Source organism: Halanaerobium hydrogeniformans, from assembly GCF_000166415.1.
In the GTDB taxonomy this organism is placed as follows: Bacteria; Bacillota; Halanaerobiia; order Halanaerobiales; family Halanaerobiaceae; genus Halanaerobium; species Halanaerobium hydrogeniformans.
In genome coordinates this window covers 11398-35152 of the sequence record NC_014654.1, presented here as the reverse complement: position 1 = coordinate 35152, position 23755 = coordinate 11398, and the positions used below count along the sequence as shown (strand labels likewise).

The following is a 23755-nucleotide window of genomic DNA, read 5'->3' as shown; positions in this document are numbered from 1 at the left end:
TTTAGCTTAGTTTATTAAATTCCATTAACGATGAATCTCTTCTTTTTTGCCCTGATAAACTTCTACCTGTTCCCAGGTCGGCAAACCTTCGATATCTCCTTTAACAGTAATACAAAGAGCACCAACTAAATTTGCTAGCTCCACAGCTTCTTTTATTGACATCTCTCTCAGTAGACCAGTAATAAGTCCAGCAGCAAAAGCATCTCCTGCTCCAATTAAATCTACAATATTACTTACCTTATAGGGATCTACATGTACTATCTGATCACCCTGATAATATAGAGCACCTTTTGCCCCAAGCTTTAATACAACCAGGGAACCCTCGTTCATCATTTCATAAAAAGCTTTAATTATTGCTTCAGGTTCACTGAGTCCAAGCAGGATTTCTCCTTCTTCAATACCCGGCAGAAGCACATCTACCTGAGGAATTATATTAAGCATTACATTTTTCATTTCTTCTACTGTAGACCATAATTTAAAGCGCAAGTTTGGATCAAAAGAAACCCTTAAACCATTTTTTTTAGCATAATTTAAGGCTCTAAAGAAAGCATTCTGAGCTGAATCACTCAAAGCAGGTGTTATACCTGTTAAATGCATATGTCTGGCTTTTTTTATATAACCTTCATCTATATCATCTGGCTCAAGATGACTTGCAGCAGAATTATCTCTATAATAAAAAACCTTTGGTTCTTTAGTCGTATGCATTTCTTTAATTAAAAGACCTGTTCGATGATCACTATCCTTTTTAACTTGCGAAACATCTACTCCCTCTCCTCTAATAAAAAATTCTACATAGTCTCCTAAAGGGTCTTTCCCCAATTTACTTATCCAACCTGATTTAAATCCTAATCTTTTAATACCAATTGCCACATTGGATTCTGCTCCGGCAATATATTTGGAAAAATTATTTAAATATTTAAGTGAACCCACCTCTTTCGGAGCCATAGCTGCCATGGTTTCTCCTATTGTAACTACATCAATCATTTTGAAACCTCCTTAATTTAAATTTTTTTAAAATATCCTAATTTAGAAAAATATTACTTTAAATGAAAATAAGGCTACAAAATAAATGCAGCCTTATTTTCTATCTATATAATTTATTATCTTTTTACCTTTTAACCCTACCTGAAGCATTACCTGCCGCAAGAGTTTCTACCTCTTTAACACTAACATGGTTAAAGTCACCTGGTATTGACTGTTTTAAACAGGAAGCAGCAGCTCCAAATTCAGCAGCATCCTGAAGGTCTTTGCCTGTAACTAGTGAATATATTAAACCTCCAGCAAAAGAGTCTCCGCCTCCAACTCTATCAATAATATGAATATCATATTTAGCTGATTGGACGAAGTTCTCGCCATCAAATAAAATTACCAGCCAACCATTTCTAGAAGCACTGTGGCTAATTCTTAGATGACTACCAACTAATTCGAGATCAAAACGTTCAATTAACTGGCTTGCAACATCTTTGTAACCATCGACATTGAGATCTCCACCTGTAATATCAGAACCACTTTTAATATTAAATACCATTTCGGCATCTTCTTCATTAGCAATTACAACATCGGTATATTCCATTAGACCTTCCATTACCTGGCCTGCTCTTTCACGGCTCCACAGTTTGGCCCTATAGTTTAGGTCACAACTAACCTTGACACCATGCTTTTTAGCAGCTTTAACAGCCTCTAAAGTAACATCTGACATTTGTTCACTTAGAGCAGGGGTTATACCTGTATAGTGAAACCAGTCAACATCAGCAAAAATTTCTTCCCAGTCAAAATCTGCGCTTTCGGCCTCAGCAATAGCTGAATGAGCTCTATCATAGATAACATTAGATGGTCTCTGGCTGGCACCGTTTTCACAATAATAAATACCTAAGCGATCTCCTCCACGAGCAATATAATCGGTATTAACACCAAAGCGACGAACTTCATTTAAGGCAGCCTGCCCGATTGGATTATCTGGTAATTTAGTCACAAAACGTGCATCCAGACCATAATTAGCAAGTGATACAGCAGTATTAGCCTCTCCACCACCATAAATAACATTAAAACTATCTGCCTGAACAAAACGTTCATGAGCAGGTGGTGTTAAACGCAACATAATCTCTCCAAAAGTTACAACTTTCTTAGACATAATATTAAAACCTCCTGATAATTTTTGAAATTTTACTTCATTTCTTCTCTAGCTTCTTTAATCAACCTTACAAATTCTTTAGCAGTTTTTGTAACCTGCTCATAATCTCCAGTTTTTGCACCTTTAGTTAAAGAACTTCCCACACCAACTGCATAACTACCAGCTTTAATCCATTCCTTAACATTATCCAGGTTAACTCCACCTGTAGGCATTAAGGGTGCATGAGGTACCGGGCCTTTAACCGCTTTAATAATTTTTGGACCAAATAATGTTGCCGGGAAAATTTTAACTATATCAGCCCCAGTCTGCATAGCATTTACAACTTCTGTAACAGTCATTGCACCAGGCATAACGGCCTTCTGATAGCGATTACACAAAGCAACGGTTTCCTTATCAAAAGAAGGAGAAACAATATATTCAGCACCAGCTAAAATACAAGCCCGAGCTGTTTCTGCATCAAGCACAGAACCTGCTCCAATTAAAATTTCGTCTCTACTGTATTCATCTGTAAGCTCATCAATTACATCGATTGCACCAGGTACAGTCATGGTGATTTCAATAGCTTTGATTCCACCTTTTTTCACTGCCTCTGTAATTTTTATTGCCTCTTCAGCATTTTCAGCTCTCACAACAGCAACAATTCCACTTTCTTCAACTCTTTTTAAATCATCCCACTTACTCATTTAAAATCCTCCTTTAATCTTTTAGAGATAGTTATAACGAACAACAAAACTTTTTGTTTCTAATAGTAAAACGCAGTTTTATTTTTATCTCATTAACTATATTCTAGACTGACTTCAATACTCCTTCTTTTTTTTGAAAAAAATTTAAAAAAATAAAAATCCCCTTTTACTGCAGTTAAATTTTATCTTTTTAACACTACAGCAAAAGAGGATTGATTAATCTTTTATCTATATTAACTTGTTGATTATATTTTTGCTATTTAATTAGATCTGTTCCCATATATGGTCTTAAAACCTCGGGAACTGTTACACTTCCATCTTCATTTTGATAATTTTCTAAGATAGCTGCTAAAGTCCTACCTATTGCAAGTCCAGAACCATTTAAGGTATGCACAAATTCAGTGCTGGAATCAGGATCTGGTCTATATCTTATTCCTGCTCTTCTGGCCTGAAAATCTTCAAAATTACTGCAGGAAGATATTTCACGATAGGTTTCATAAGCAGGCATCCAGACTTCTAAGTCATAGGTTTTTGCAGAAGAAAATGTTAAATCACCTGTACATAAAGTTACAACTCGATAAGGAAGTCCTAGCTGCTGAAGTATATCTTCTGCATCAGCAGTTATTTTTTCTAATTCCTGATAAGAGTCATCTGGCTTTACGAACTTAACCATTTCTACCTTATTAAATTGATGCTGTCTGATTATTCCTCTGGTATCACGGCCATGTGCACCTGCCTCTGCTCTAAAGCAAGCACTATAGGCACATAAATATTTTGGCAGTTCTTGAGGCTCCATAATCTGATCCCTATACATATTTGTTACAGGTACTTCTGCAGTTGGAATTAAATAATAATCAAGACCTTCAAGTTTGAACATATCTTTTTTAAATTTAGGCAGTTGTCCAGTGCCTGTCATACTATCTGCATTAGCAATAAATGGTGGGAAAACCTCTTCATAATCATGCTCAGCTGTATGATAATCAAGCATGAAATTAACTAAACTTCTCTCTAAACGAGCTGCAGCTCCCTTTAAGAAGGTAAATCTACTTCCAGTAACCTTTGCACCTTTTTCAAAATCAAGTATATCTAAATCCTCACCAATTTCCCAGTGAGCTTTAAAATCGAAATCAAATTCTGGTGGCTCTCCCCAGGTTCTCACTTCTTTATTATCTTCTTCATCACTGCCAACAGGTACAGACTGATGCGGAATATTAGGAATGCTTAACAACACACAATCTAATTTTTCTTCTACCTCTGCAATTTTTTGATCTAATTCTTTGATTCTACTTGATACTTCCTGCATTTCAGAAATAAGCTCAGAAGCATCTTCTCCATTTCTTTTTAATTCACCTATTTTGTCAGAATTAACATTACGTTTATGTTTTAGCTGCTCAGCTTCATAAAGCAGATCACGCCGCTTTTCATCAAATTTTTGAAACTCTGGTATTATAGAATCCATGTTGCGCTTGGCAAAAGATTCTTCTACCAGCTCTGGATTTTCTCTGATAAATCTCATATCTAGCATTTTTATTCCTCCTCTTTATATTCTAAAAATAAAAAAACTCCTCCCTATAAAAAGGGACGAGGATTTCCCGTGGTGCCACCCTAATGACAAATTAACTGCCGCTTAAAAAGTTTTAACGGACTTCTCCGGTTTGGATTACTCAGAAAATTCTTTTCTTCCTTACAACTCCAGGCTGGATTCGAATATTTAGTAGGCTGATTTTCAGCAGCCATCAGCTCTCTGGTTTTTTCTACTAAATATCTACTATTGCCCTTCTAAGTTTTTAGTCTCTGGCTATTTATTTCTTAAATTAATTATATTACAGCAAAATTTTAAATTCAAGTTTATTCTATTACTTCTTTATTCGATTGGTAAAGTGTTGGCAGCATCAGGCATAATATATGCTGGGGGTAATTTACCTAAGTCATTTTCCACTATCTCTAAACCAGCCTCTAAAGTTTTTACAACTCTAATGCTGGTGGTGCTCAGCTGCCTTTGTTCTAATTCGCTTATTAAGATACAGTTTATATCTTCTATTTTTGAAGTAATTAAATAACCTACAAAACGAGCAATTGTAAAGTTTCTGCGTAAAAGCATTTCTCTCTCTAAATTATTTTTGCAGTTCTGGATAATCTCTTTAACTTCTGGATGACCTATGCCTTCTTTGCCCTGACCCATTAAAAGTAAATAACCACCCTTTTTGACGGCTCTAACTGAATTGATAATTGCTTTTGAGATCTGATAAAGATTCATATCCTTGGGGAAACCCCCACAGGAAGCAATTACTAGCTCAGCTTTTTCATCAATCTTTTTAGCAAACAAATCAGTTGTAATCTGACAGCCTTTTTGATGGGCTTTAAATAAACCACCTGCAACTGCTGCTGAAATCCCTCCTCTGCCATCAGGAATAACATTGAAAATAAAATCAACATTATTTATCATTTTGGCAGCTTCTAACATATCCAGATGAACTGGATTATCTGAAAGATTATTGCTGGCAACACTTTTTTTGATTCCTGCTCCCTCTTTTTCGGCCAGAGATAAAGAATGATTTTTCATAATAGATTGATAAGCTGCAGTTCCAGGCAAAAGTGATTTTCTGCCTCCTGAAAATACAGCCAGAGGGTGGAAAACGATCCCGCCAGTTAAAATAACTCGATCATTTTCTAAAATATTTTTATTAACTATAACTTCTGTTCCATAGCTTGTAACTCCTACTTTGACTAGATCTTCTTTTTTAGTTGAGTCATGATCTATAAACTTAAAGTTTTTATATAATTCTTCCCCAATCAATTTTTTGATTTCAGTTTCTGAATGAGGACGGTGAGATCCCCCAGCACAAAGCAGGCTTATATCTTTTGCTTTAATTCCACCCACTTGAAGTTCTTTAATTATAAAGGGAAGAAACTGATCAATTTTCTGCCAGGATCGTGTTAAGTCAGAAATTACAATAACTGCTGTTTCTCCCTCATTTACAATCTCGCTCAGCCTGTTAGATGCAATCGGTTCAGCAAGTGCTTTTTTAGTGATCTCTGCCAAAGAAGATTGATTAATTAAATTAGCCTCAATAATTTTCTTAATTTTAACTTCTTCTATATTAAAATTTAATTTTTTTTTGCCATATTTTAATATAATATCCTGCAATACTTTCATCTCCCATTATTTTTAATGAAAAACTCCTAATTTAATGGAAAATAAACCAGGAGCTTTAAATACATCTTTATTTATTTTAGAGATTTATAGTGATTTCAGCATCCTCTCTGAGTCCAATAATGAATTCATTCCAGAGCTGATTAGCTCTCTGAGAAAGCATTTCTTCTTTTAATTCGTCTTTAATTTCAGCAAATTCTCTGCTACTACCATCACGATAATCAGTAATTTTAATAATATGAAATCCAAATTGAGTTTCTACAGGACTCTCACTTACCTGTCCGACTTCAAGCTCTTTAGCAGCATTCAAGAAAACTGCATCTATACCTCTATCATCAGCTGCAATAAAGCCTAAATCACCACCATTTTCAGCAGTCGGACCAATAGAATGTTCTTTAGCCATTTCGGCAAAGTCTGCTCCAGACTCTATTTGAGTTAGTACTTCTTCTGCTTTATCTGCTTCATTAAACAAAATATGGCTGATTCTGTATTCTGCAGGAATTGCAAATTGAGCTTGATTTTCATTATAAAATTCTTCTACTTCTGCATCACTTATGGTTATTTCTTCAGTAATATCTGTTCTTAATTTTTCTATAAAAAATCTGTCCATATTACTTTCAATAAGCAAAGATTTATATTCATCTAAAGAAGCAAAACCCTCCTGCTGAAGAGCCATTTCTAATTGTTGATCATTGAGATTGTTCTGCTGTTTAATTCCAGCAATCTGCTGATCAATAATTTGATTAATCTCCTGATCACTTACTTCTAAACCTCGATTTTTTGCTTCCTGAACCATCAATTTTGTACTGATTAATTGGTCTAATTTATATCTCATAAATTCCTCAATTAATTCCTGGCCAGATTCTGTCTGTAATAATACTGTTCCAAATTCTTGATTAGATTGCAAAATATCCATTAATATTTCGTTTAAAGCTGCAAATCCCTCTAATTCCTGCCTGGAAATTTCTTCCCCATTAACAACTGCTGCAGGACCTGTCTGATCTAAACTCATTGTATTTTCAATATTTTGTGCCATAGCTGACATTGAAAACACTAAAAAAATAATAGCTGTTAAAACAAAAACCTTCTTAATAAAAATCATCTTAACACTCCCTAATTTTTTAAAATAATTTTTTTAAATATTACTTTATTATATCAAAGATTAATCATTAATGAAACCAATCAATAAATTTATAATCAATTTTTAATGGTATTTCTTCTATTAAATTAAAAATTTTTATATTTAAAACAAAAAAGAAGGCCTTAAGGCCCTCTCTTTTGCATATTATCTTTATTATTTATTAGGAAAATTTTCTTTAAGCATTTTTTAATTTAGGTTTTGTAACCCTTAACATTAATGCAGTTACTAAAGTACCAGCAACTATCGCTACTGCATATAATCCCAGATTAGTTACAACTCCAGGAATCGGTAGGACAAAAATACCACCATGAGGCGCTCTTAAGCCTGCCCCAAATAACATTGATAAAGCACCAGTAACTGCTGAACCAGTCATTATTGAAGGGATTACTCTTAATGGATCAGCTGCGGCAAATGGAATTGCTCCCTCAGTAATAAAGGATATTCCCATAACCCAGGCTGGTTTTCCTGCTTCAATTTCCTGTCTGGTAAATCTATCTTTAAACAATACTGTTGCTAAAGCAAGGCCAAGTGGAGGTGTCATACCTGCCGCCATAATTGCTGCCATTGGAGCAAAAATATTTGATCCCAGCAGACCAACACCAAATGTATAAGCTGCTTTATTTACAGGTCCTCCCATATCAAAAGCCATCATAGCTCCTAAGATTAGACCAAGTAAAGCTGCATTAGCATCTGTCATTCCTTGTAGCCAGCTCTCTAAACCTGTCATTATTGCTTCTACAGGTGGTCCAATCAAATAGATCATTAATAGACCAATTATTAAACTAGCCAGGAAAGGCAATACCAGAATGGGCATTAAACCTTCTAAGTTTTTCGGCAAAGAAATCTTTTCTTTCAAAAACTGAGTTACATAACCGGCTAGAAAACCTGCTATAATACCACCAAGAAAACCTGCTTCTAATTGACTTGCCAGCATACCACCGATCATACCAGGAGCAATACCAGGTCTATCAGCAATGGAGAATGCAATATAACCCGCTAAAATTGGAACCATTAGAGCAAAAGCTGCGTCTCCACCAATCTGCATTAAAGCTGCAGCAAGAGTCCCTGATTCTTCAGCCGCATCAATACCGAAAACAAATGAAATAGCTATTGCCAGTCCACCTGCCACAACAAAAGGTAACATAAATGATACTCCGGTCATTAAATGCTTATAAGCTCCGGTTCTTTTCTGCTTTCTTTTTGCTTTTTCATCGTCAACTTGAGCTTCTAAGCTAACATCTTCTTTAACTTCACCTTTTTCAGCACCTTCTAAAGCATTCTTAATTAAAGTTTCTGCATCATTAATTGCATCTGCTACAGCAACCTCTTCTATATATTTACCAACAAATCTTTCATGACTTACATTTGTATCTGCAGCAATTATTACAGCATCTGCTGCTTTAATATCCTCTTCAGACAATTCGTTTTCAACCCCAACAGAACCCTGGGTTTCAACAGATATTTCTACATTCATTTTTTTAGCTGCTTCTTCTAAAGACTCAGAAGCCATATAAGTATGAGCAATTCCTGTCGGACAGGAAGTTACCGCAACAATTTTTTTCTTTTCACTCATTATAAATCCTCCTTGGTTTTTAACTTCAATCTTTTAGTAATTAAAATAATTACTTGACGAATAATCAATAGAATAAATAGAAAATAGAATAAATAGACCGTTTAAATTAAATTGCTTCTAAAATACCCATTACCTCTTCTGCACTTTCTGCTTCTAAAAGGCTGTCTCTAAAATCATCATGGACCAAATTTCTTGATAGTTGAGCCAATATTTTCAAATGTTCATTATGAGATTCTTCTGGAACAGTGATTAGGAAAAATAAATAACTTGGTTTTTCATCCATTGATCCATAATCAATACCTTCACTTGACCTACCAAATGCTACAGCAGCTTTTTTAACCGCATCACTTTTAACATGAGGAATTGCAACACCTCTACCAACACCTGTTGTTCCTTTTGCTTCTCTTTCCATTGCCTTTTTTACAACTTCTTCTTTGTCACCAACAATGCCATTTTCAACCATGATATCAATCATTTCTTTGATTACCGAATCTTTGTCCTTACTCTGCAGCTCCATCTTAATTAAATCCTGATTAATAAATTCGTTTACTTCCATTATTACACCCCTTTAATTAATAGATTTTCTTTACTTTAATAGTGTTTCTTATTTCATTAAGCTGCTCTTTGGTAACATTTTCTATAGAGCCGCTTTTTACAAATACAGTTGCTAGTGCTGAAGCATAAACTGCTGTCTCTTTTAAAGAAGAATTTTTATCAATTTCTGCTGCCAGTCCAGCAACCATAGTATCACCTGCACCTACGGTTGTTTGCGCTACTTCTACTTCAGGAGTATAAAGTCTGTATGCCTCATCTTTTGAAGCAATAAAAGCACCTTCTGCTCCTAAAGAAATCATCACAATTTTTATACCTTTTTTTAACAAGTATTCAGCTCCCTTTTTAAGGTCAGCATCACTCTCTATATTCGTTGATAGAAGATTTTCTATCTCAGCTAAATTTGGTTTTACTAAATATGGAGCTTTATTAATTGCTTGTTTAAATTCTTCACCTGAACTATCAAGAATCACTTTTGCATCTTGTGTAACAGCTTTTTCTATCAATTCTGCATAAATATCTTTATTTACTCCTTCAGGAAGACTGCCAGAAAGAACTATAGTGTTATCTGCGGTTAAATATTTATCAAGATTTTTTTTGAATGCTTTTATATCTTTTTTTGTTACTCTTCCTGTTTCATTTATTTCAGTTTCTCTATTGCTGTTATTTTCTTTGATTTTAAGGTTCTGGCGGGTATTAATATTTGACCACTGAAAATCAGTTTTTACACCTCTTTTTTCAAGATAATTATTGATTAAATTTCCGTTATCTCCTCCAACTATTGCTAGAGCTGTATTGTCAACTCCTAAAGCACTAAGCACTTCAGATACATTGATACCTTTCCCACCTGCAAGAGCTTTTGCATCTTTTACTCGATTTAATTTTCCCAATTTTAATTTGTCAAGAATTATTATTTTATCTACAGCTGGGTTAAGAGTTACTGTTAAAATCATCTTTTCACCTCCCTGTTAAAATCTTGTTACGTCAAATCTAAGCTTTTATAATTTGAATATTTTTCTCTTTTAAAGCCTTTTCTTTTTCTCTGGCCAATTGATCTGTTATTATAAAATCTATCATATTTAAATCAGCAAATCTGCAAAAATATACTTCTTCCCACTTAGATCTGTCGAAGAGAAAAAAATTTTCAGCTGCAATTGAAACTGCAATTTCTTTTATCTTTGCCTCTTTAGGGTCTGGAGTTGTAGCTCCAGCTTCCAAATTAAATCCATTTACACCAATGAAAGCTTTATCAACCCTTAATTTCTCTAAAAAATCTTCTGCCATTGGACCTATCATTGCCTCAGTTGTTTTTTTGAAACTTCCTCCGACTACTACAAGCTCACAATCTATTTCCGAATCTTTGACCCTCTTTATTATGTGATGGGCATTGCTAACTATGGTTAAATTGTTTTTTCCCTTAAGGTGGTCAATAATATTTCTGGTAGTTGTTCCTGCATCTATATAAATAGTATCTCCATCTTTGATAATTTCTGCTGCTTTTTTACCAATAGCTGCTTTTTCGCTAGCAAAATGGTCTTCTTTTTCCTTATAAGATGGTTCTAATTTGCTGCTTCCACTTAAAATTGCTCCGCCATGAGTTCTTCTTAAAAAACCTTCCTTTTCTAACTCACTTAAATCTCTTCTAATTGTTGCTCGGGAAACATCAAATTCTTCACTTAATTCATTAACACTCGCTCTTTTACTGTTTTCCAAAGTCTTTATTATCTCTTTTCTTCTTTCTTCGGCAAACATAATTAAAACCTCTTTTCGTTAGTGATTGTTTGTTTTTGTTTATGTTCAATTATGATTATATAGTATTGAATTTTCTTTGTCAACATAATTTTCAAAAAATTTGTTAGAAAATCAAAAACGAGCCAGTAAATTAATACTGACCCGTTTTTTAATACGCTTTGTTTTTTTAATTTTTTTTGATTATTTCAGCAGATTCTATAGAAGATAATATTTCTTCCATCGAATTGCCCATTCCTGACTCAACAGCTGCAATAACAGCTCCTTCTACAAATGGGGCATCTGCTAAATGTATTTTTTCTCTGACCTCATCATCAAGCCAATCCAGTACCATATTTACACTCATTACAGCACTACCTAAATCAGCCAGGATGATTAAGCCATCACTTTTATCGATCTCATTAACTGCAGATTCTATTGCATCTGGATTTGTACCAAGATCTCCAGCTTCTGTTCCTCCAACTGCAACAATTTCCACATCACCCTGTTTCATCTGTTCTGCTAATTCTTTAGTTCCCTTAGCAATCTCTACACTGTGGGAAACAAGCAAAATATTAACCATCTACTCACTCCAATCAATTTAAATTAATTAGTCTTTGTATTTATATAATTCATCTACTACTGTTTTAATCATTAAATAACTTGAAGTAGCTCCTGGATCCTGATGGCCGATACTTCTCTCACCTAGATAACTTGCTCTACCTTTTGTAGCCTGCATCGGAATTGTGGCTTTCATACCCTCTTCTGCTTTTGCTTTGCATTTTTGTAAGGCTTCTTCTAAATCATCACCATTCTCTTTGCTTTCTTTGAGTGCATCTACAGCAGGAATTATAGCATCTAACATTGTTTTTTCACCCTGCTCAGCCTTACCTCTTTTTTGAATTCCATCAACAGCAGATTGACCGATTTCTATAAGTGAATCAACTGTAAAATCGGCATCAGGTATTACCTTGCTTATATAAAGGAAAGCAGTTCCATATAGAGGTCCTGAAGCACCTCCAACAGTAGAAATCAAAGTCATTGCTACTGATTTAAGTAATTCTTGATTTGTTTCGAAATTATTACCATTTATTTTTTCTTTAACTTCTTTAAAACCTCTTGCCATATTAATTCCATGGTCACCATCACCTATAGCAGAATCTAATTTTGTTAGATGCTTCTTGTTTTCAATAATTACATCTGCTATTTTATCCAGAATTTCTTTGCTTTTCTCAGTCACAAATAAGTCCTCCTTAAATAACTATCTTGAATAGCTTATTTCATTATATTAATTTCTGTTGGAGCATCTAAAAGTTCTTTCATTTCATCATCAAGTTTAAGAAGTGTTATAGAAAGACCAGCCATTTCTAATGAAGTCATATATTCTCCAACAAATGTTTTATAAATATTAATTCCTTTTTCTTCAAGAATCTGATTGGCTCTTCTATTGGCAACAAACAGTTCCATTAATGGTGTTCCACCCATACCATTAATCATCAATGCTACATCATCACCAGATTGATATGGAATATCTTCAATAACACTACCTAATAGTTCATCAACAATATCATCAGCTTTCATGATTTCAGTTCTTTCTGTTCCTGGTTCACCATGAATACCAATACCTAATTCAATTTCATCTTCATCTAAAGTAAAGGTTGATTCGTCAGCAGAAGGAACACGGCAAGGATATAAAGCCATACCTTTGGTTTTAACATTTTCTATAACTTTTTCTGCAACTTCTTTTACTTCGGCTAAATCTGCGCCAGCTTCTGCTTTTGCACCAGCAATTTTATGAACGAAAATAGTTCCTGCTACACCACGTCTACCTGTGGTATATAAACTATCTTCTACAGCAACATCGTCATCTACAACTACATGGTCTACTTCGATGCCCTCTGCTTCAGCCATTTCAGCTGCCATTTCAAAGTTCATAACATCACCAGTATAGTTTTTAACTACTAAGAGAACACCTTTTCCACCATCTACTGCCTTTATTGCTTCAAAAACAGCATCAGGAGTAGGAGAAGTAAAAACATCACCAGCAATTGCTCCATCTAACATACCTTCACCAACAAATCCAGCATGAGTTGGTTCGTGACCGCTTCCACCACCACTTACTAGAGCAACTTTTTCATTGGGGCTATCTTTTCTAACAACTACATTATAGCCCTCAATCTTGGTCAGCTTATCTGGGGCGGCAAGAACTATACCTTCTACCATTTCCTCTACAACATGATCTGGATTATTAACTAATTTTTTCTTCATAACTAAACTCCTCCTTTTATTATTTTAATTTATTTTTAAAAAATATAAATTTCTCTATTTTTGTCTTGGAAAGTTTAATTAATTCTATTAATGCTCTCTCTTCATCATAGTAATTTTATCATATTAATTTTAAATAATCAAACAATTAAGAACTTATAAAATTATTAAAAATTAACAAATATAGTAATTTATTATAAAGAGAATTTAGCTATGGCAAAATATTAAATACTTCACCATAGCTAAAAACAAACCATCTTTCAAATTTTATCCAATTATAAGGCTATTCTTTAATTAATCTGCTAATGCTGCAACAAGCTCTCTACAATAGGCAGGAATATCTTTTACCACTCTACCCCAGACAATATCACCATCTCTAAAGGCAGCTTCATCTACCCATTCAGCACCTGCGTTTATGCAGTCATCTTTTATACCAAGAGAACCGGTCGCTTTACTGTCAACAATACCTGCTGAAATTCCAACAAGTCCTGCATGACAGATTAATCCTATTATTTTACCGGCATCATGGTTTTTTCTGACCAATTCTACAACATCAGCATCTCTACGGATTTTGTCTGGTGTCCATCCACCTGGAACTAAAACACCATCATAATCATTGTCTAATACTTCACCAGCTGTGTAGTCTGCTGCTTTTTTAAGACAGCCGTGTTTACTTGAGTATTCTACACCTTTTTCAACTCCAACTACATCAACTTCTGCTCCTTCTTCAATCATTCGCATATAGACAACCCAAAATTCTAAGTCTTCATATCCTGGTCCAATGAGCATCGCAATTTTTTTATCTTTTAGTTTCATTCTTTACACCTCAATTTTTTTTGGTAGATCTCTTGTAGCAACAATATCTGCACCTGAATCTAGTATATTTTCTATTATTATCTGTCCTATTTCTATAGGTGCTTCAACTTCTTTTTGACCGATTATTGCCATAGCATCATGAATTATTTCTAAGGGTATCTGTTTGGTTGTTTTAACCGGACAAAGAGGTAATGCTCCATTTTTTACCTTTACGGTTGTAGGTAATATTCTAGTAGGAGCAACAATTTCTTCTTCTGCATAAGTTTTACCCTGTGGACAAGCATGTCCATCAATATTTAAGATTTCATCGCCTTCAAATTCTACGGTTACTTCGCAGCCTTTTGGACAGGCTACACAAGTCAGGGTCTTAGTTTCTTTCATTTATTGTCCCTCCTTTTCTATAATATCCACTCTGATTTCTTTAACATCATCTAAGTCATCTAGAGTTTTTTGTGCTAAAGGAACTGTAATCATTTCTCCGGGCTTAGCAAATGGTTCAGAGAAAGAATATAGTTTTTCTCCATCAGCATATAGATTAATATCTACTGCCATTAAAGGAGTTGAAACCCTCATATAAAGTGGTATTCTATTTCTATCTGAACCATCCAATTCTACAGTATGAGGAATTACATAACTAACATTTTCCCCGGCTTTCATCTTGATTTTAGAATCGGTTCTTTTATATTCACCTTTGACATATTTAGCAGCCCAGTTTCCTGCAATTTGTGACTCCTGGGTTACCCAGTCAACTAAATCATGTACATGTAATACATTACCACAGGCAAATATACCCTCTATATTGGTTTCACGTCCTTCATTTACAAACGGTCCTCCTGTAGTATCATCAAGTACTACATCTGCTTTTTTAGAAAGTTCATTTTCAGGAATTAGGCCAACTGAAAGCAGTAAGGTATCAGCCTTAATAATTTTTGAAGTTTCTGGTTTAGGTTTCATATTTTCATCAACTTCAGTAATTTCAACTGCTTCAAGTCTATCATTACCAATTATTTTTGTAACGGTATGATTAAGCAATAGAGGAATATCGTAGTCTTCTAAACATTGAACTACATTTCTGGTTAGTCCACCGGTATATGGTAGAATTTCACAGACAGCTTTTACGTCTGCTCCCTCTAGTCTCATTCTTCTAGCCATAATTAGTCCAATATCTCCAGAACCAAGTATTACAACTTCTTCACCTGGTACATATCCTTCAATATTTGTAAAGCGTTGGGCTGTACCTGCAGTTAAAACACCCGCTGGTCTTGTTCCAGGAATACCTAAAGCACCAGCTGTTCTTTCTCTACATCCCATAGCAAGTATTACTGCACCAGCTTCAATTTCCAGAAAACCCTCTTCCTGATTCATCGCATAAACTTTTCTATCAGGAGTTACATCTAAAACCATGGTATTCAGTTTAACCTCAATATCTCTTTCTTCTACATCATTTTCGAATCTCTGAGAATATTCAGGTCCGGTTAACTCTTCTTTAAAATAATGGAGGCCGAATCCATTATGAATACACTGTGGTAAAATACCACCAAGCTCAAAGTCACGCTCAAGGATTATTACATCTTCTACTCCATTATCATAAACCTCAGCTGCAGCAGCTAAACCAGCTGGTCCACCACCAATAACAACTACATCTTTTTTTACTTTAAGCATTATCAATCACCTTACTTCCGAGTAAACCTTTTATTTTGTGTTCAACAATTTTTGAATTGTTTTTCTCTAATCTTACTTCAGTGGTATCAATGCCGAGTTCATCTGCTAATATTTGAGTTACTCTAGGCCCACAGAAACCACCCTGACATCTACCAGCACCGGCTCTCGTTCTTCTTTTTACAGCATTAACTGTTCTTGCTCCAACAGGACCATGTATAGCATCTAAGATTTCTTTATATGATACTGTCTCACAACGACAGATAATTTTACCATATTTTTTATTTTTTTCAACATATTTTGCTCTTTCTTCATTTGACATTTCATAGAATCTTACAGGTTCTTCTCTAGTTTCAATAACATCTTTCTTTTCTTCTAAAGTTAAGCCTAAATCTTCTAAGATTTCAGCTGCCAAATCAGCGATTGCAGGAGCTGAAGATAATCCAGGTGATTGGATTCCAGCAACATTAACAAAACCATCCACAGTATCTGCTGCTTCTATAACAAAATCTTCTGTTTTATCCGCGGCTCTTAAACCAGCAAATACTCTAATAGTATCCTGTAGAGTTAGATCAGGGAACATCTTTTTAGCGCCCTCAAAGACATGATCTAATCCTTCCCTGGATGTAGCTAAATCTTCTTTGCTGTCTACAAAATCTGAGGTAGGCCCGATAAGTAAATTATCTTCTACTGTAGGAGTACAAACTATACCCTTTGATATTTTGGTTGGGATTGGGAAAAGTACATGATTGATTTCAAAATCTTTAGCATGATCATAAATATAGTATTCACCTTTACGAGGATGGATTTCAATTTTTTCTACACCTACCATTTTAGCAACATCATCAGCATATAACCCAGCTGCATTAACTACATAATCAGCCTGATAATCTCCTTTATTAGTTTTTACACCGGTAACTTTACCATTATCAGTATATACATCTAATACTTCAGTTTCTAATTGAATATCTACTCCATTTGCAACAGCATTTTGAGCCATAGCTAAGGCGAATTCCCAGGGAGTAATAATCCCAGCAGTTGGAGCCCATAAAGCAGCAACAACATCTTTGTTGATATGGGGCTCTTCTCTGAGCAACCATTCTTTATCAACAATTTCTAGGCCTTCTACACCATTTCTTTTTCCCTTTTCTAATAACTCATCTAAAACACTTAAATTATCGCCCTCCATACCAACCACTAATGAACCAATTTCTTCAAAAGGTATATTTAAATCTTTTACAATTTGTTTAATCTGGATATTTCCTTTATTATTTAAACGACCTTTTTGTTTTTCTGGATCAGCATTATATCCAGCATGAATAATAGCAGTATTAGCTTTGGTTGTACCAGTTGCAACATCTGGATCTTTTTCTAGTAATAAAACATCAATATTATACCTGGCAAGTTTCCAGGCCACTGCACAACCAGAAATGCCTCCTCCAACAATAATTACATCATATTTGTTTTGAGACAATTTTATTTCCTCCTAATTCATATTTTTTATCCATAAGATAAATAAAACCCAACCAGACACCATAAAAAATATGCTGTCTGGATTGGGCTTTCTAATTTTCTATGTCCAATAATATAATAGTAACTTTATATTATTTTTTTATTCGTCAGACCAATCTTTTGCTCTTTCTACAGCTTTTTTCCAGCCTGCATATAATTTTTCTTTCTTCTCTTCAGCCATCTTAGGAACAAATAAAGCATCTCTATCCCACTTAGCAACGAGCTCTTCTTTGTTGTCCCAGAATCCAACAGCTAAACCAGCAAGATAAGCAGCACCTAAAGCAGTAGTTTCATTAACTTTTGGTCTTTCTACTTCAACACCAAGGATATCTGCCTGGAAGTTCATTAAGAAGTCATTCATAGCAGCTCCACCGTCTACACGAAGAGTCTTAAGTTCTATGCCAGAATCTGCTTCCATAGCTTCCAATACATCTCTTGTTTGATAAGCAATAGATTCTAATGTTGCACGGATTAAATGTTCTTTAGAAGTACCTCTTGTTAATCCAACAATTGTACCACGTGCATACATATCCCAGTATGGAGCACCTAAACCAGCAAAAGCAGGTACTACATAAACTCCACCAGTGTCTTCAACTTTATTAGCAAAGTATTCTGAATCAGGAGCTTTATCTATTATTTTCAATTCGTCTCTTAACCACTGAATAGCTGCACCAGCAATAAAGATAGAACCTTCAAGTGCATAGTTAACTTTACCATCAATACCATAAGCAATTGTAGTTAATAATCCATTTTCAGATGCAACTGCTTCTTCACCAGTATTCATGAGCATAAAGCAACCTGTACCATAAGTATTCTTAGCCATACCTTTTTCATAACATACCTGACCAAATGTAGCTGCCTGTTGATCTCCAGCAATACCAGCAATTGGTACTTCTTCGCCGAAGAAATGGAAGTCAACTGTATTACCATAAACTTCACTTGAAGCTTTAACTTCTGGAAGCATTGAACGAGGTACATCTAAGAAACCTAATAATTCATCGTCCCATTTAAGTTCTTTAATGTTATAAATTAATGTACGTGAAGCATTAGTATAATCAGTAACATGTACATTTCCACCTGTAAGTTTCCAGATTAACCAGGTATCAATTGTACCAAATCTAAGTTTGCCAGCATCTGCTTTTTCTCTAGCGCCTTCTACATTGTCAAGCATCCATTTAATTTTTGTACCTGAGAAATAAGCATCTACAACAAGACCAGTTTTGTCTTTAATAGTTTGTTCATGACCTGCGTCTTTTAAGTCATCACAAATTGAAGCGGTTCTTCTATCCTGCCAAACGATAGCATTATGGATAGGTTCTCCAGTTTCAGCATCCCAAACAACTGTTGTTTCACGCTGATTTGTGATACCAATTGAGATGATTTGAGAAGGTTTAATATTTTTCTTACCTAAAGCATCAGCAATAACACCTAATGTTGTACCCCAAATTTCATCTGGATCATGTTCTACCCAACCAGGTTTTGGGAAGTACTGTGTAAATTCTTTTTGAGCTACACTAACAACTTGCCCATCATGATCAAATATCATTGCCCGTGAACTAGTAGTTCCTTGATCAATCGCTAAGACATAATTTTCCAAAATTAATCACTCCTCTTGTTATTTTGTTATCTTACATGAATCTATAAAAGGTCTTACATTAATCATAGTGAATGCAATCTATTTATCTTATTTCAAGCTATAATTAATTGTTAAGCATAAAATTTACTTAGAATGAGAATCCTAAGAATAACATTGCAGCTGTAATCAATGTTGCAATTGTTGCTGCAGGAGGGTCAATGTGAGTATCTCCCCAAGAGTAGAATAAGCGAGCATAGAATTCACCTAAGATAGCACCTAGCACACCAAAGATTCCACCCCAGATAACACTGTTTGTAGCCATTGCTGCCGCTGCTGCAGGGAAAGCTATATGGTGAGTAACTGGACCTTCACCCATTGTCTGCAGAATAATTAAAGAAGCAGCTGTAATACCGAACATGATAAATACTGTACCAGTTTCTATTGCAACAAACCCAGCAACTAAACCTGTACCTAAACCAATTGGAATTAATTGAGAAAGATTCATCTGCCATGGTAACCAGGCAATATCAGGAGTAATACTCCATCTTGAATCACTTACTTCTGGATCATATTTACCAAAGATACCTGTTTCACCAAAAGCAACTCTATGAACTAAAGCAGAAACAACAACAGTGATAGCAATTGTATCACTAGGAGTACCAATTGAAGCTAAGAATTGATTAACTACTAAACCTAAAACACCAAAAGCTCCACCAACAAGTAAGATGTCCCAGTTTTCTCTAATTCCCATTAAAGGTTTTAAGATATTTGCTCCACCCTCTAATTTACCTTTGCTTGCAGCATAAGCTGTTGCAGCTGCTCCACCAGCAAAAGCGATATGTGGACCAAATAAAGTACCAAATGCTATAACTCCTGTAAAATCTCCTGCTCCTCCAGCGAGTGCTAGAGCTTCACCAGCTAATACTAAAAATCCTGTAAAAATAAATGCGGGTAATGCACCGATTGCTGATCCGAAAAGTCCGCCACCAAAAGCTGCTAAAACTAAATTTAAAGTAATTCCCATATACTTAATCCTCCTAATTTTTGATTTTCCTAATAGATAATAAAGATAATATAGTCATAATATTATGAAATTAATTCAACCTAAGTACTATTTTTCTATCCCCCTTCCAATTAATATATTAAGGTTTCAATGAAAAAAACCTTATTGATAACAACTAATAAAAGTATTTAGACATAGTTAGCTCAAGTTATTATCAATAAGGTTTTCTCATTTTCTCCACCTAATTTTATATTCAATTTTTTACACATTTTTTTATCACTAGAAATAGTATAGCATTTTTTTCAGATTTGTCAAATAATTTTAAAAATAATGAAAAGAATGTAAAGATATGCAAAATTTTTAATATTGTTTCAACTCTCATCTTAACATTCATCATCTGATCCCACCTTGTATATACTGGCTTTAACGGCATCTATATGAAAGTTTTTATATTAATGAAATTATTCTGACAATTATATTTAAAAAATGGCTCCCCGAGCAAGACTCGAACTTGCGACAAGATGATTAACAGTCACCTGCTCTACCAACTGAGCTATCGGGGAGTATTATTAAAGTTATATTATTATTTCCCTTATTTATTATTTTAGCATAATTTATTTATTATTTCCAGTATTTTTTTAAATATTTATCAGTTTTTTTAATGGAAAATATATTAATTTAAAACAAAAAAGGATCCGGCAGAGACCTACTCTCCCACATCGTTACCAATGCAGTACCATAGGCGCTGGAGGACTTAACTTTTGTGTTCGAAATGGGAACAAGTGTTACCCCTCCGCAATTACCACCGGAAAACTGTAAATTCAAAGATACATATAGGAAATAAATATGATTAAGCCCTCGATCTATTAGTACCGGTCAGCTCAGTGTATTACTACATTTACACCTCCGGCCTATCTACCTTATCATCTTTAAGGGATCTTAACTCTTTAACAGAGTGGGATACCTTATCTTGGAGTTTGTTTCACGCTTAGATGCTTTCAGCGTTTATCTTTCCCACACTTAGCTACTCAGCTATGCTCCTGGTGGAACAACTGATTCACCATCGGTGTGTCCATCCCGGTCCTCTCGTACTGGGGACAGCTCTCCTCAAGTATCCTCCGCCTGCGACGGATAGGGACCGAACTGTCTCACGACGTTCTGAACCCAGCTCGCGTACCGCTTTAATGGGCGAACAGCCCAACCCTTGGAACCTGCTTCAGCTCCAGGATGCGATGAGCCGACATCGAGGTGCCAAACCTCCCCGTCGATGTGAACTCTTGGGGGAGATAAGCCTGTTATCCCCGGGGTAACTTTTATCCGTTGAGCGACGGCAATTCCACACTATACCGCCGGATCACTAAGTCCTACTTTCGTACCTGCTCGACTTGTTTGTCTCGCAGTTAAGCTCCCTTCTGCCTTTACACTCTTCGTGCGATTTCCATCCGCACTGAGGGAACCTTTGAGCGCCTCCGTTACTGTTTGGGAGGCGACCGCCCCAGTCAAACTGCCCGCCTGACAATGTCCTGTGACCAGTTTATGGCCTCCAGTTAGAATTCCGCTGTAGAAAGGGTGGTATCCCACCAACGGCTCCACTGATATTAGCATACCAGCTTCAATGCCTCCCACCTATCCTGTACATTCTACACCAAAACCCAATATCAGGCTGCAGTAAAGCTCCACGGGGTCTTTCCGTCCTGTCGCAGGTAGCCTGCATCTTCACAGGCAATTTAATTTCACCGAGTCCCTTGTTGAGACAGCATCCAAGTCGTTACGCCATTCGTGCAGGTCGGAACTTACCCGACAAGGAATTTCGCTACCTTAGGACCGTTATAGTTACGGCCGCCGTTTACTGGGGGCTTAGGTTCAGACCTTCGTACATAAGTACTAAGCCTTCTCCTTGACCTTCCAGCACCGGGCAGGCGTCAGCCCCTATACTTCGTCTTACGACTTAGCAGAGACCTGTGTTTTTGATAAACAGTCGCTTGGATCTTTTCACTTCGACCCTCTAGGTATTCCTAAAGGGTACCCCTTCTCCCGAAGTTACGGGGTCATTTTGCCGAGTTCCTTAACAAGGGTTCTCTCGCGCGCCTTAGAATTCTCTTCCCGTCTACCTGTGTCGGTTTGCGGTACGGGCACTGTAAATCTCGTTAGTGGTTTTTCTTGGCGATTTATCCGGTGGCTTCGCCTCTTTTGGCTCCACATCACTTTAAGCTGTTTAGATGGGTAAAGGGATTTGCCTCCTTACCCCAGCTTAATAGCTTATACATGCTCTTCCAGTCACATGCTCCACCTTCTTTACCGCGTCCCCACTTCACTCAATCAATTTACAGTGGTATCGGAATCTTTACCGATTTTCCATCACCTACGCCTTTCGGCCTCAGCTTAGGTCCCGACTAACCCTGAGAGGACGAGCCTTCCTCAGGAATCCTTAGACTTTCGGCGAAGGAGATTCTCACTCCTTTTTTCGTTACTCATACCGGCATTCTCTCTTCTGTGCCGTCCACTACTCCTTACGGTATAGCTTCACCCAGCACACAATGCTCCTCTACCTCTCTAGAAACCGCCCATAAAACCTATCTAAATTCATCCTAAATCATTAATAGATAAATTTTATGGACAGTTCCTAGAAACCACAGCTTCGGTGATATGCTTTAGCCCCGTTACATTTTCGGCGCGAAACCGCTTAACCAGTGGGCTATTACGCACTCTTTAAATGAATGGCTGCTTCTAAGCCAACATCCTGGTTGTCTGTGCGATCTCACTTCCTTTTCCACTTAGCATATACTTTGGGACCTTATCTGGTGGTCTGGGCTCTTTCCCTCTTGACTATGAAGCTTATCCCCCACAGTCTGACTCCCAGAGAACATTAATTGGCATTCGGAGTTTGAATGGATTTGGTAACCTTGTTGGGCCCCTTGTCCAATCAGTGCTCTACAACCAATTAACTTTTACTCTGAGGCTAGCCCTAAAGCTATTTCGAGGAGAACCAGCTATCTCCGAGTTCGATTGGCCTTTCACCCCTATCCACAACTCATCCCATGTTTTTTCAACAACACCGGGTTCGGGCCTCCACAGGCTCTTACACCCGCTTCACCCTGGTCATGGATAGATCACTCGGTTTCGGGTCTACTCATCATAACTTCCGCCCTATTCAGACTCGCTTTCGCTCTGGCTACACCTCTATGGCTTAACCTTTTGCTACGATCAGTAACTCGCCGGTCCGTGATACAAAAAGTACGCAGTCAGACTTTCTAATAGTCCTCCTACTTGTTGTAAGCTTACGGTTTCAGTTTCTATTTCACTCCCCTTCCGGGGTTCTTTTCACCTTTCCCTCACGGTACTTGTTCACTATCGGTCATTCAGGAGTATTTAGTCTTGGAAGGTGGTCCTCCCATATTCTCACAGGGTTTCTCGTGTCCCGTGATACTCTGGATATCGTTTGACTTCTTTTGCTTTTCGCCTACAGGGCTATTACCCTCTCTGGCGGAACTTTCCAGTCCCTTCGACTTAGCAAAAAATTTAAGCCATCTAAAGGCTGTAGCCTCTAATTAACAATATCCCACACCCACTAAAAGCAACACCTACAGGTTTACACTTTTAGTGTTTGGACTTCTCCCCCTTCGCTCGCCGCTACTAAGGGAATCTCGTTTTGATTTCTTTTCCTCAGGGTACTAAGATGTTTCAATTCTCCTGCTTGTTCTTACACAGCTACTTCTTTCACTGCATAATACCAGTGCTCCACACTGGTGGGTTGCCCCATTCGGATATCCACGGATCTACGCTTATTTAGCAGCTCCCCGCGGCTTTTCGCAGCCGGTCACGTCCTTCTTCAACTCTGAATGCCTAGGCATCCACCATAAGCTCTTTCTAGCTTAATCTATATTATTTCCTATATGCATTTTTCAATGTACAGTTTTTAAATGTTACAAATTAAAAGTTAGTTTTATTTTTTGCTTATATCC

19 protein-coding genes, 1 tRNA gene, 2 rRNA genes and 1 other annotated feature are annotated in these 23755 nt (G+C 36.3%); all 22 genes read right to left on the bottom strand.

The genetic code is table 11. The annotated features are described in order from the left end of the window. Positions 1–24: 24 nt before the first annotated feature. Positions 25–984, bottom strand: coding sequence for a sugar kinase (locus HALSA_RS00165; RefSeq protein WP_013404632.1), 960 nt, complete (start codon positions 982–984; stop codon positions 25–27). Between the two features lie 124 nt (positions 985–1108). Next, positions 1109–2131, bottom strand: a complete 1023-nt coding sequence (locus HALSA_RS00160) for a sugar kinase (RefSeq protein WP_013404631.1) — start codon at positions 2129–2131, stop codon at positions 1109–1111. Between the two features lie 32 nt (positions 2132–2163). After that, positions 2164–2814, bottom strand: a complete 651-nt coding sequence (locus HALSA_RS00155) for a bifunctional 2-keto-4-hydroxyglutarate aldolase/2-keto-3-deoxy-6-phosphogluconate aldolase (protein WP_013404630.1) — start codon at positions 2812–2814, stop codon at positions 2164–2166. Positions 2815–3070: 256 nt separating this feature from the next. Beyond that, positions 3071–4339, bottom strand: coding sequence for a serine--tRNA ligase (gene serS / locus HALSA_RS00150; RefSeq protein WP_013404629.1), 1269 nt, complete (start codon positions 4337–4339; stop codon positions 3071–3073). A 49-nt stretch (positions 4340–4388) separates the two neighbouring features. After that, positions 4389–4605: a binding site (T-box leader), on the bottom strand. Between the two features lie 73 nt (positions 4606–4678). Further along, positions 4679–5971 carry a nickel-dependent lactate racemase family protein gene (locus HALSA_RS00145; RefSeq protein ID WP_160143030.1) on the bottom strand — a complete coding sequence of 431 codons (1293 nt, stop codon included), beginning with the start codon at positions 5969–5971 and terminating at the stop codon, positions 4679–4681. A gap of 76 nt (positions 5972–6047) precedes the next feature. After that, entirely contained in the window at positions 6048–7070 is a 1023-nt protein-coding gene (locus HALSA_RS00140; RefSeq protein ID WP_013404627.1) for a peptidyl-prolyl cis-trans isomerase, read from the bottom strand. 214 nt (positions 7071–7284) lie between these two features. Continuing rightward, positions 7285–8682 carry a PTS fructose transporter subunit IIC gene (locus tag HALSA_RS00135; RefSeq protein ID WP_013404626.1) on the bottom strand — a complete coding sequence of 466 codons (1398 nt, stop codon included), beginning with the start codon at positions 8680–8682 and terminating at the stop codon, positions 7285–7287. 106 nt (positions 8683–8788) lie between these two features. Beyond that, positions 8789–9238 carry a PTS sugar transporter subunit IIA gene (locus HALSA_RS00130; RefSeq protein ID WP_013404625.1) on the bottom strand — a complete coding sequence of 150 codons (450 nt, stop codon included), beginning with the start codon at positions 9236–9238 and terminating at the stop codon, positions 8789–8791. Positions 9239–9254: 16 nt separating this feature from the next. Further along, complete coding sequence (gene pfkB / locus HALSA_RS00125; protein WP_013404624.1) at positions 9255–10187, bottom strand: 1-phosphofructokinase; 933 nt, start codon at positions 10185–10187, stop codon at positions 9255–9257. A 37-nt stretch (positions 10188–10224) separates the two neighbouring features. Further along, positions 10225–10986 carry a DeoR/GlpR family DNA-binding transcription regulator gene (locus HALSA_RS00120; protein ID WP_013404623.1) on the bottom strand — a complete coding sequence of 254 codons (762 nt, stop codon included), beginning with the start codon at positions 10984–10986 and terminating at the stop codon, positions 10225–10227. Between the two features lie 166 nt (positions 10987–11152). Then, on the bottom strand, positions 11153–11545 hold the full coding sequence (gene dhaM / locus HALSA_RS00115) for a dihydroxyacetone kinase phosphoryl donor subunit DhaM (protein WP_013404622.1): 393 nt from the start codon (positions 11543–11545) through the stop codon (positions 11153–11155). Positions 11546–11572: 27 nt separating this feature from the next. Further along, positions 11573–12202 carry a dihydroxyacetone kinase subunit DhaL gene (dhaL, locus tag HALSA_RS00110; protein ID WP_013404621.1) on the bottom strand — a complete coding sequence of 210 codons (630 nt, stop codon included), beginning with the start codon at positions 12200–12202 and terminating at the stop codon, positions 11573–11575. A gap of 35 nt (positions 12203–12237) precedes the next feature. Then, a complete protein-coding gene (gene dhaK, locus HALSA_RS00105; RefSeq protein ID WP_013404620.1) occupies positions 12238–13230 on the bottom strand; it encodes a dihydroxyacetone kinase subunit DhaK in 993 nt (330 codons plus the stop codon). A 291-nt stretch (positions 13231–13521) separates the two neighbouring features. After that, positions 13522–14043 carry a type 1 glutamine amidotransferase domain-containing protein gene (locus HALSA_RS00100; protein ID WP_013404619.1) on the bottom strand — a complete coding sequence of 174 codons (522 nt, stop codon included), beginning with the start codon at positions 14041–14043 and terminating at the stop codon, positions 13522–13524. A 3-nt stretch (positions 14044–14046) separates the two neighbouring features. Beyond that, positions 14047–14424: a DUF1667 domain-containing protein gene (locus HALSA_RS00095; RefSeq protein ID WP_013404618.1), complete on the bottom strand. Its 378-nt coding sequence runs from the start codon at positions 14422–14424 to the stop codon at positions 14047–14049. Then, a complete protein-coding gene (locus tag HALSA_RS00090; RefSeq protein ID WP_013404617.1) occupies positions 14425–15705 on the bottom strand; it encodes an NAD(P)/FAD-dependent oxidoreductase in 1281 nt (426 codons plus the stop codon). Further along, on the bottom strand, positions 15698–17176 hold the full coding sequence (locus HALSA_RS00085) for an NAD(P)/FAD-dependent oxidoreductase (RefSeq protein ID WP_013404616.1): 1479 nt from the start codon (positions 17174–17176) through the stop codon (positions 15698–15700). Before HALSA_RS00085 ends, HALSA_RS00090 begins: the two co-directional genes overlap by 8 nt. A gap of 138 nt (positions 17177–17314) precedes the next feature. Next, positions 17315–18811 carry a glycerol kinase GlpK gene (glpK, locus tag HALSA_RS00080; RefSeq protein WP_013404615.1) on the bottom strand — a complete coding sequence of 499 codons (1497 nt, stop codon included), beginning with the start codon at positions 18809–18811 and terminating at the stop codon, positions 17315–17317. A 127-nt stretch (positions 18812–18938) separates the two neighbouring features. After that, positions 18939–19814, bottom strand: coding sequence for a DUF7973 family transport facilitator (locus tag HALSA_RS00075; protein WP_013404614.1), 876 nt, complete (start codon positions 19812–19814; stop codon positions 18939–18941). Between the two features lie 466 nt (positions 19815–20280). After that, a tRNA-Asn gene (locus HALSA_RS00070) sits at positions 20281–20356 on the bottom strand. A gap of 130 nt (positions 20357–20486) precedes the next feature. Continuing rightward, positions 20487–20603: ribosomal RNA gene (gene rrf / locus HALSA_RS00065) — 5S ribosomal RNA — on the bottom strand. Between the two features lie 36 nt (positions 20604–20639). After that, positions 20640–23671 (bottom strand): 23S ribosomal RNA (locus HALSA_RS00060). Positions 23672–23755 lie beyond the last annotated feature (84 nt).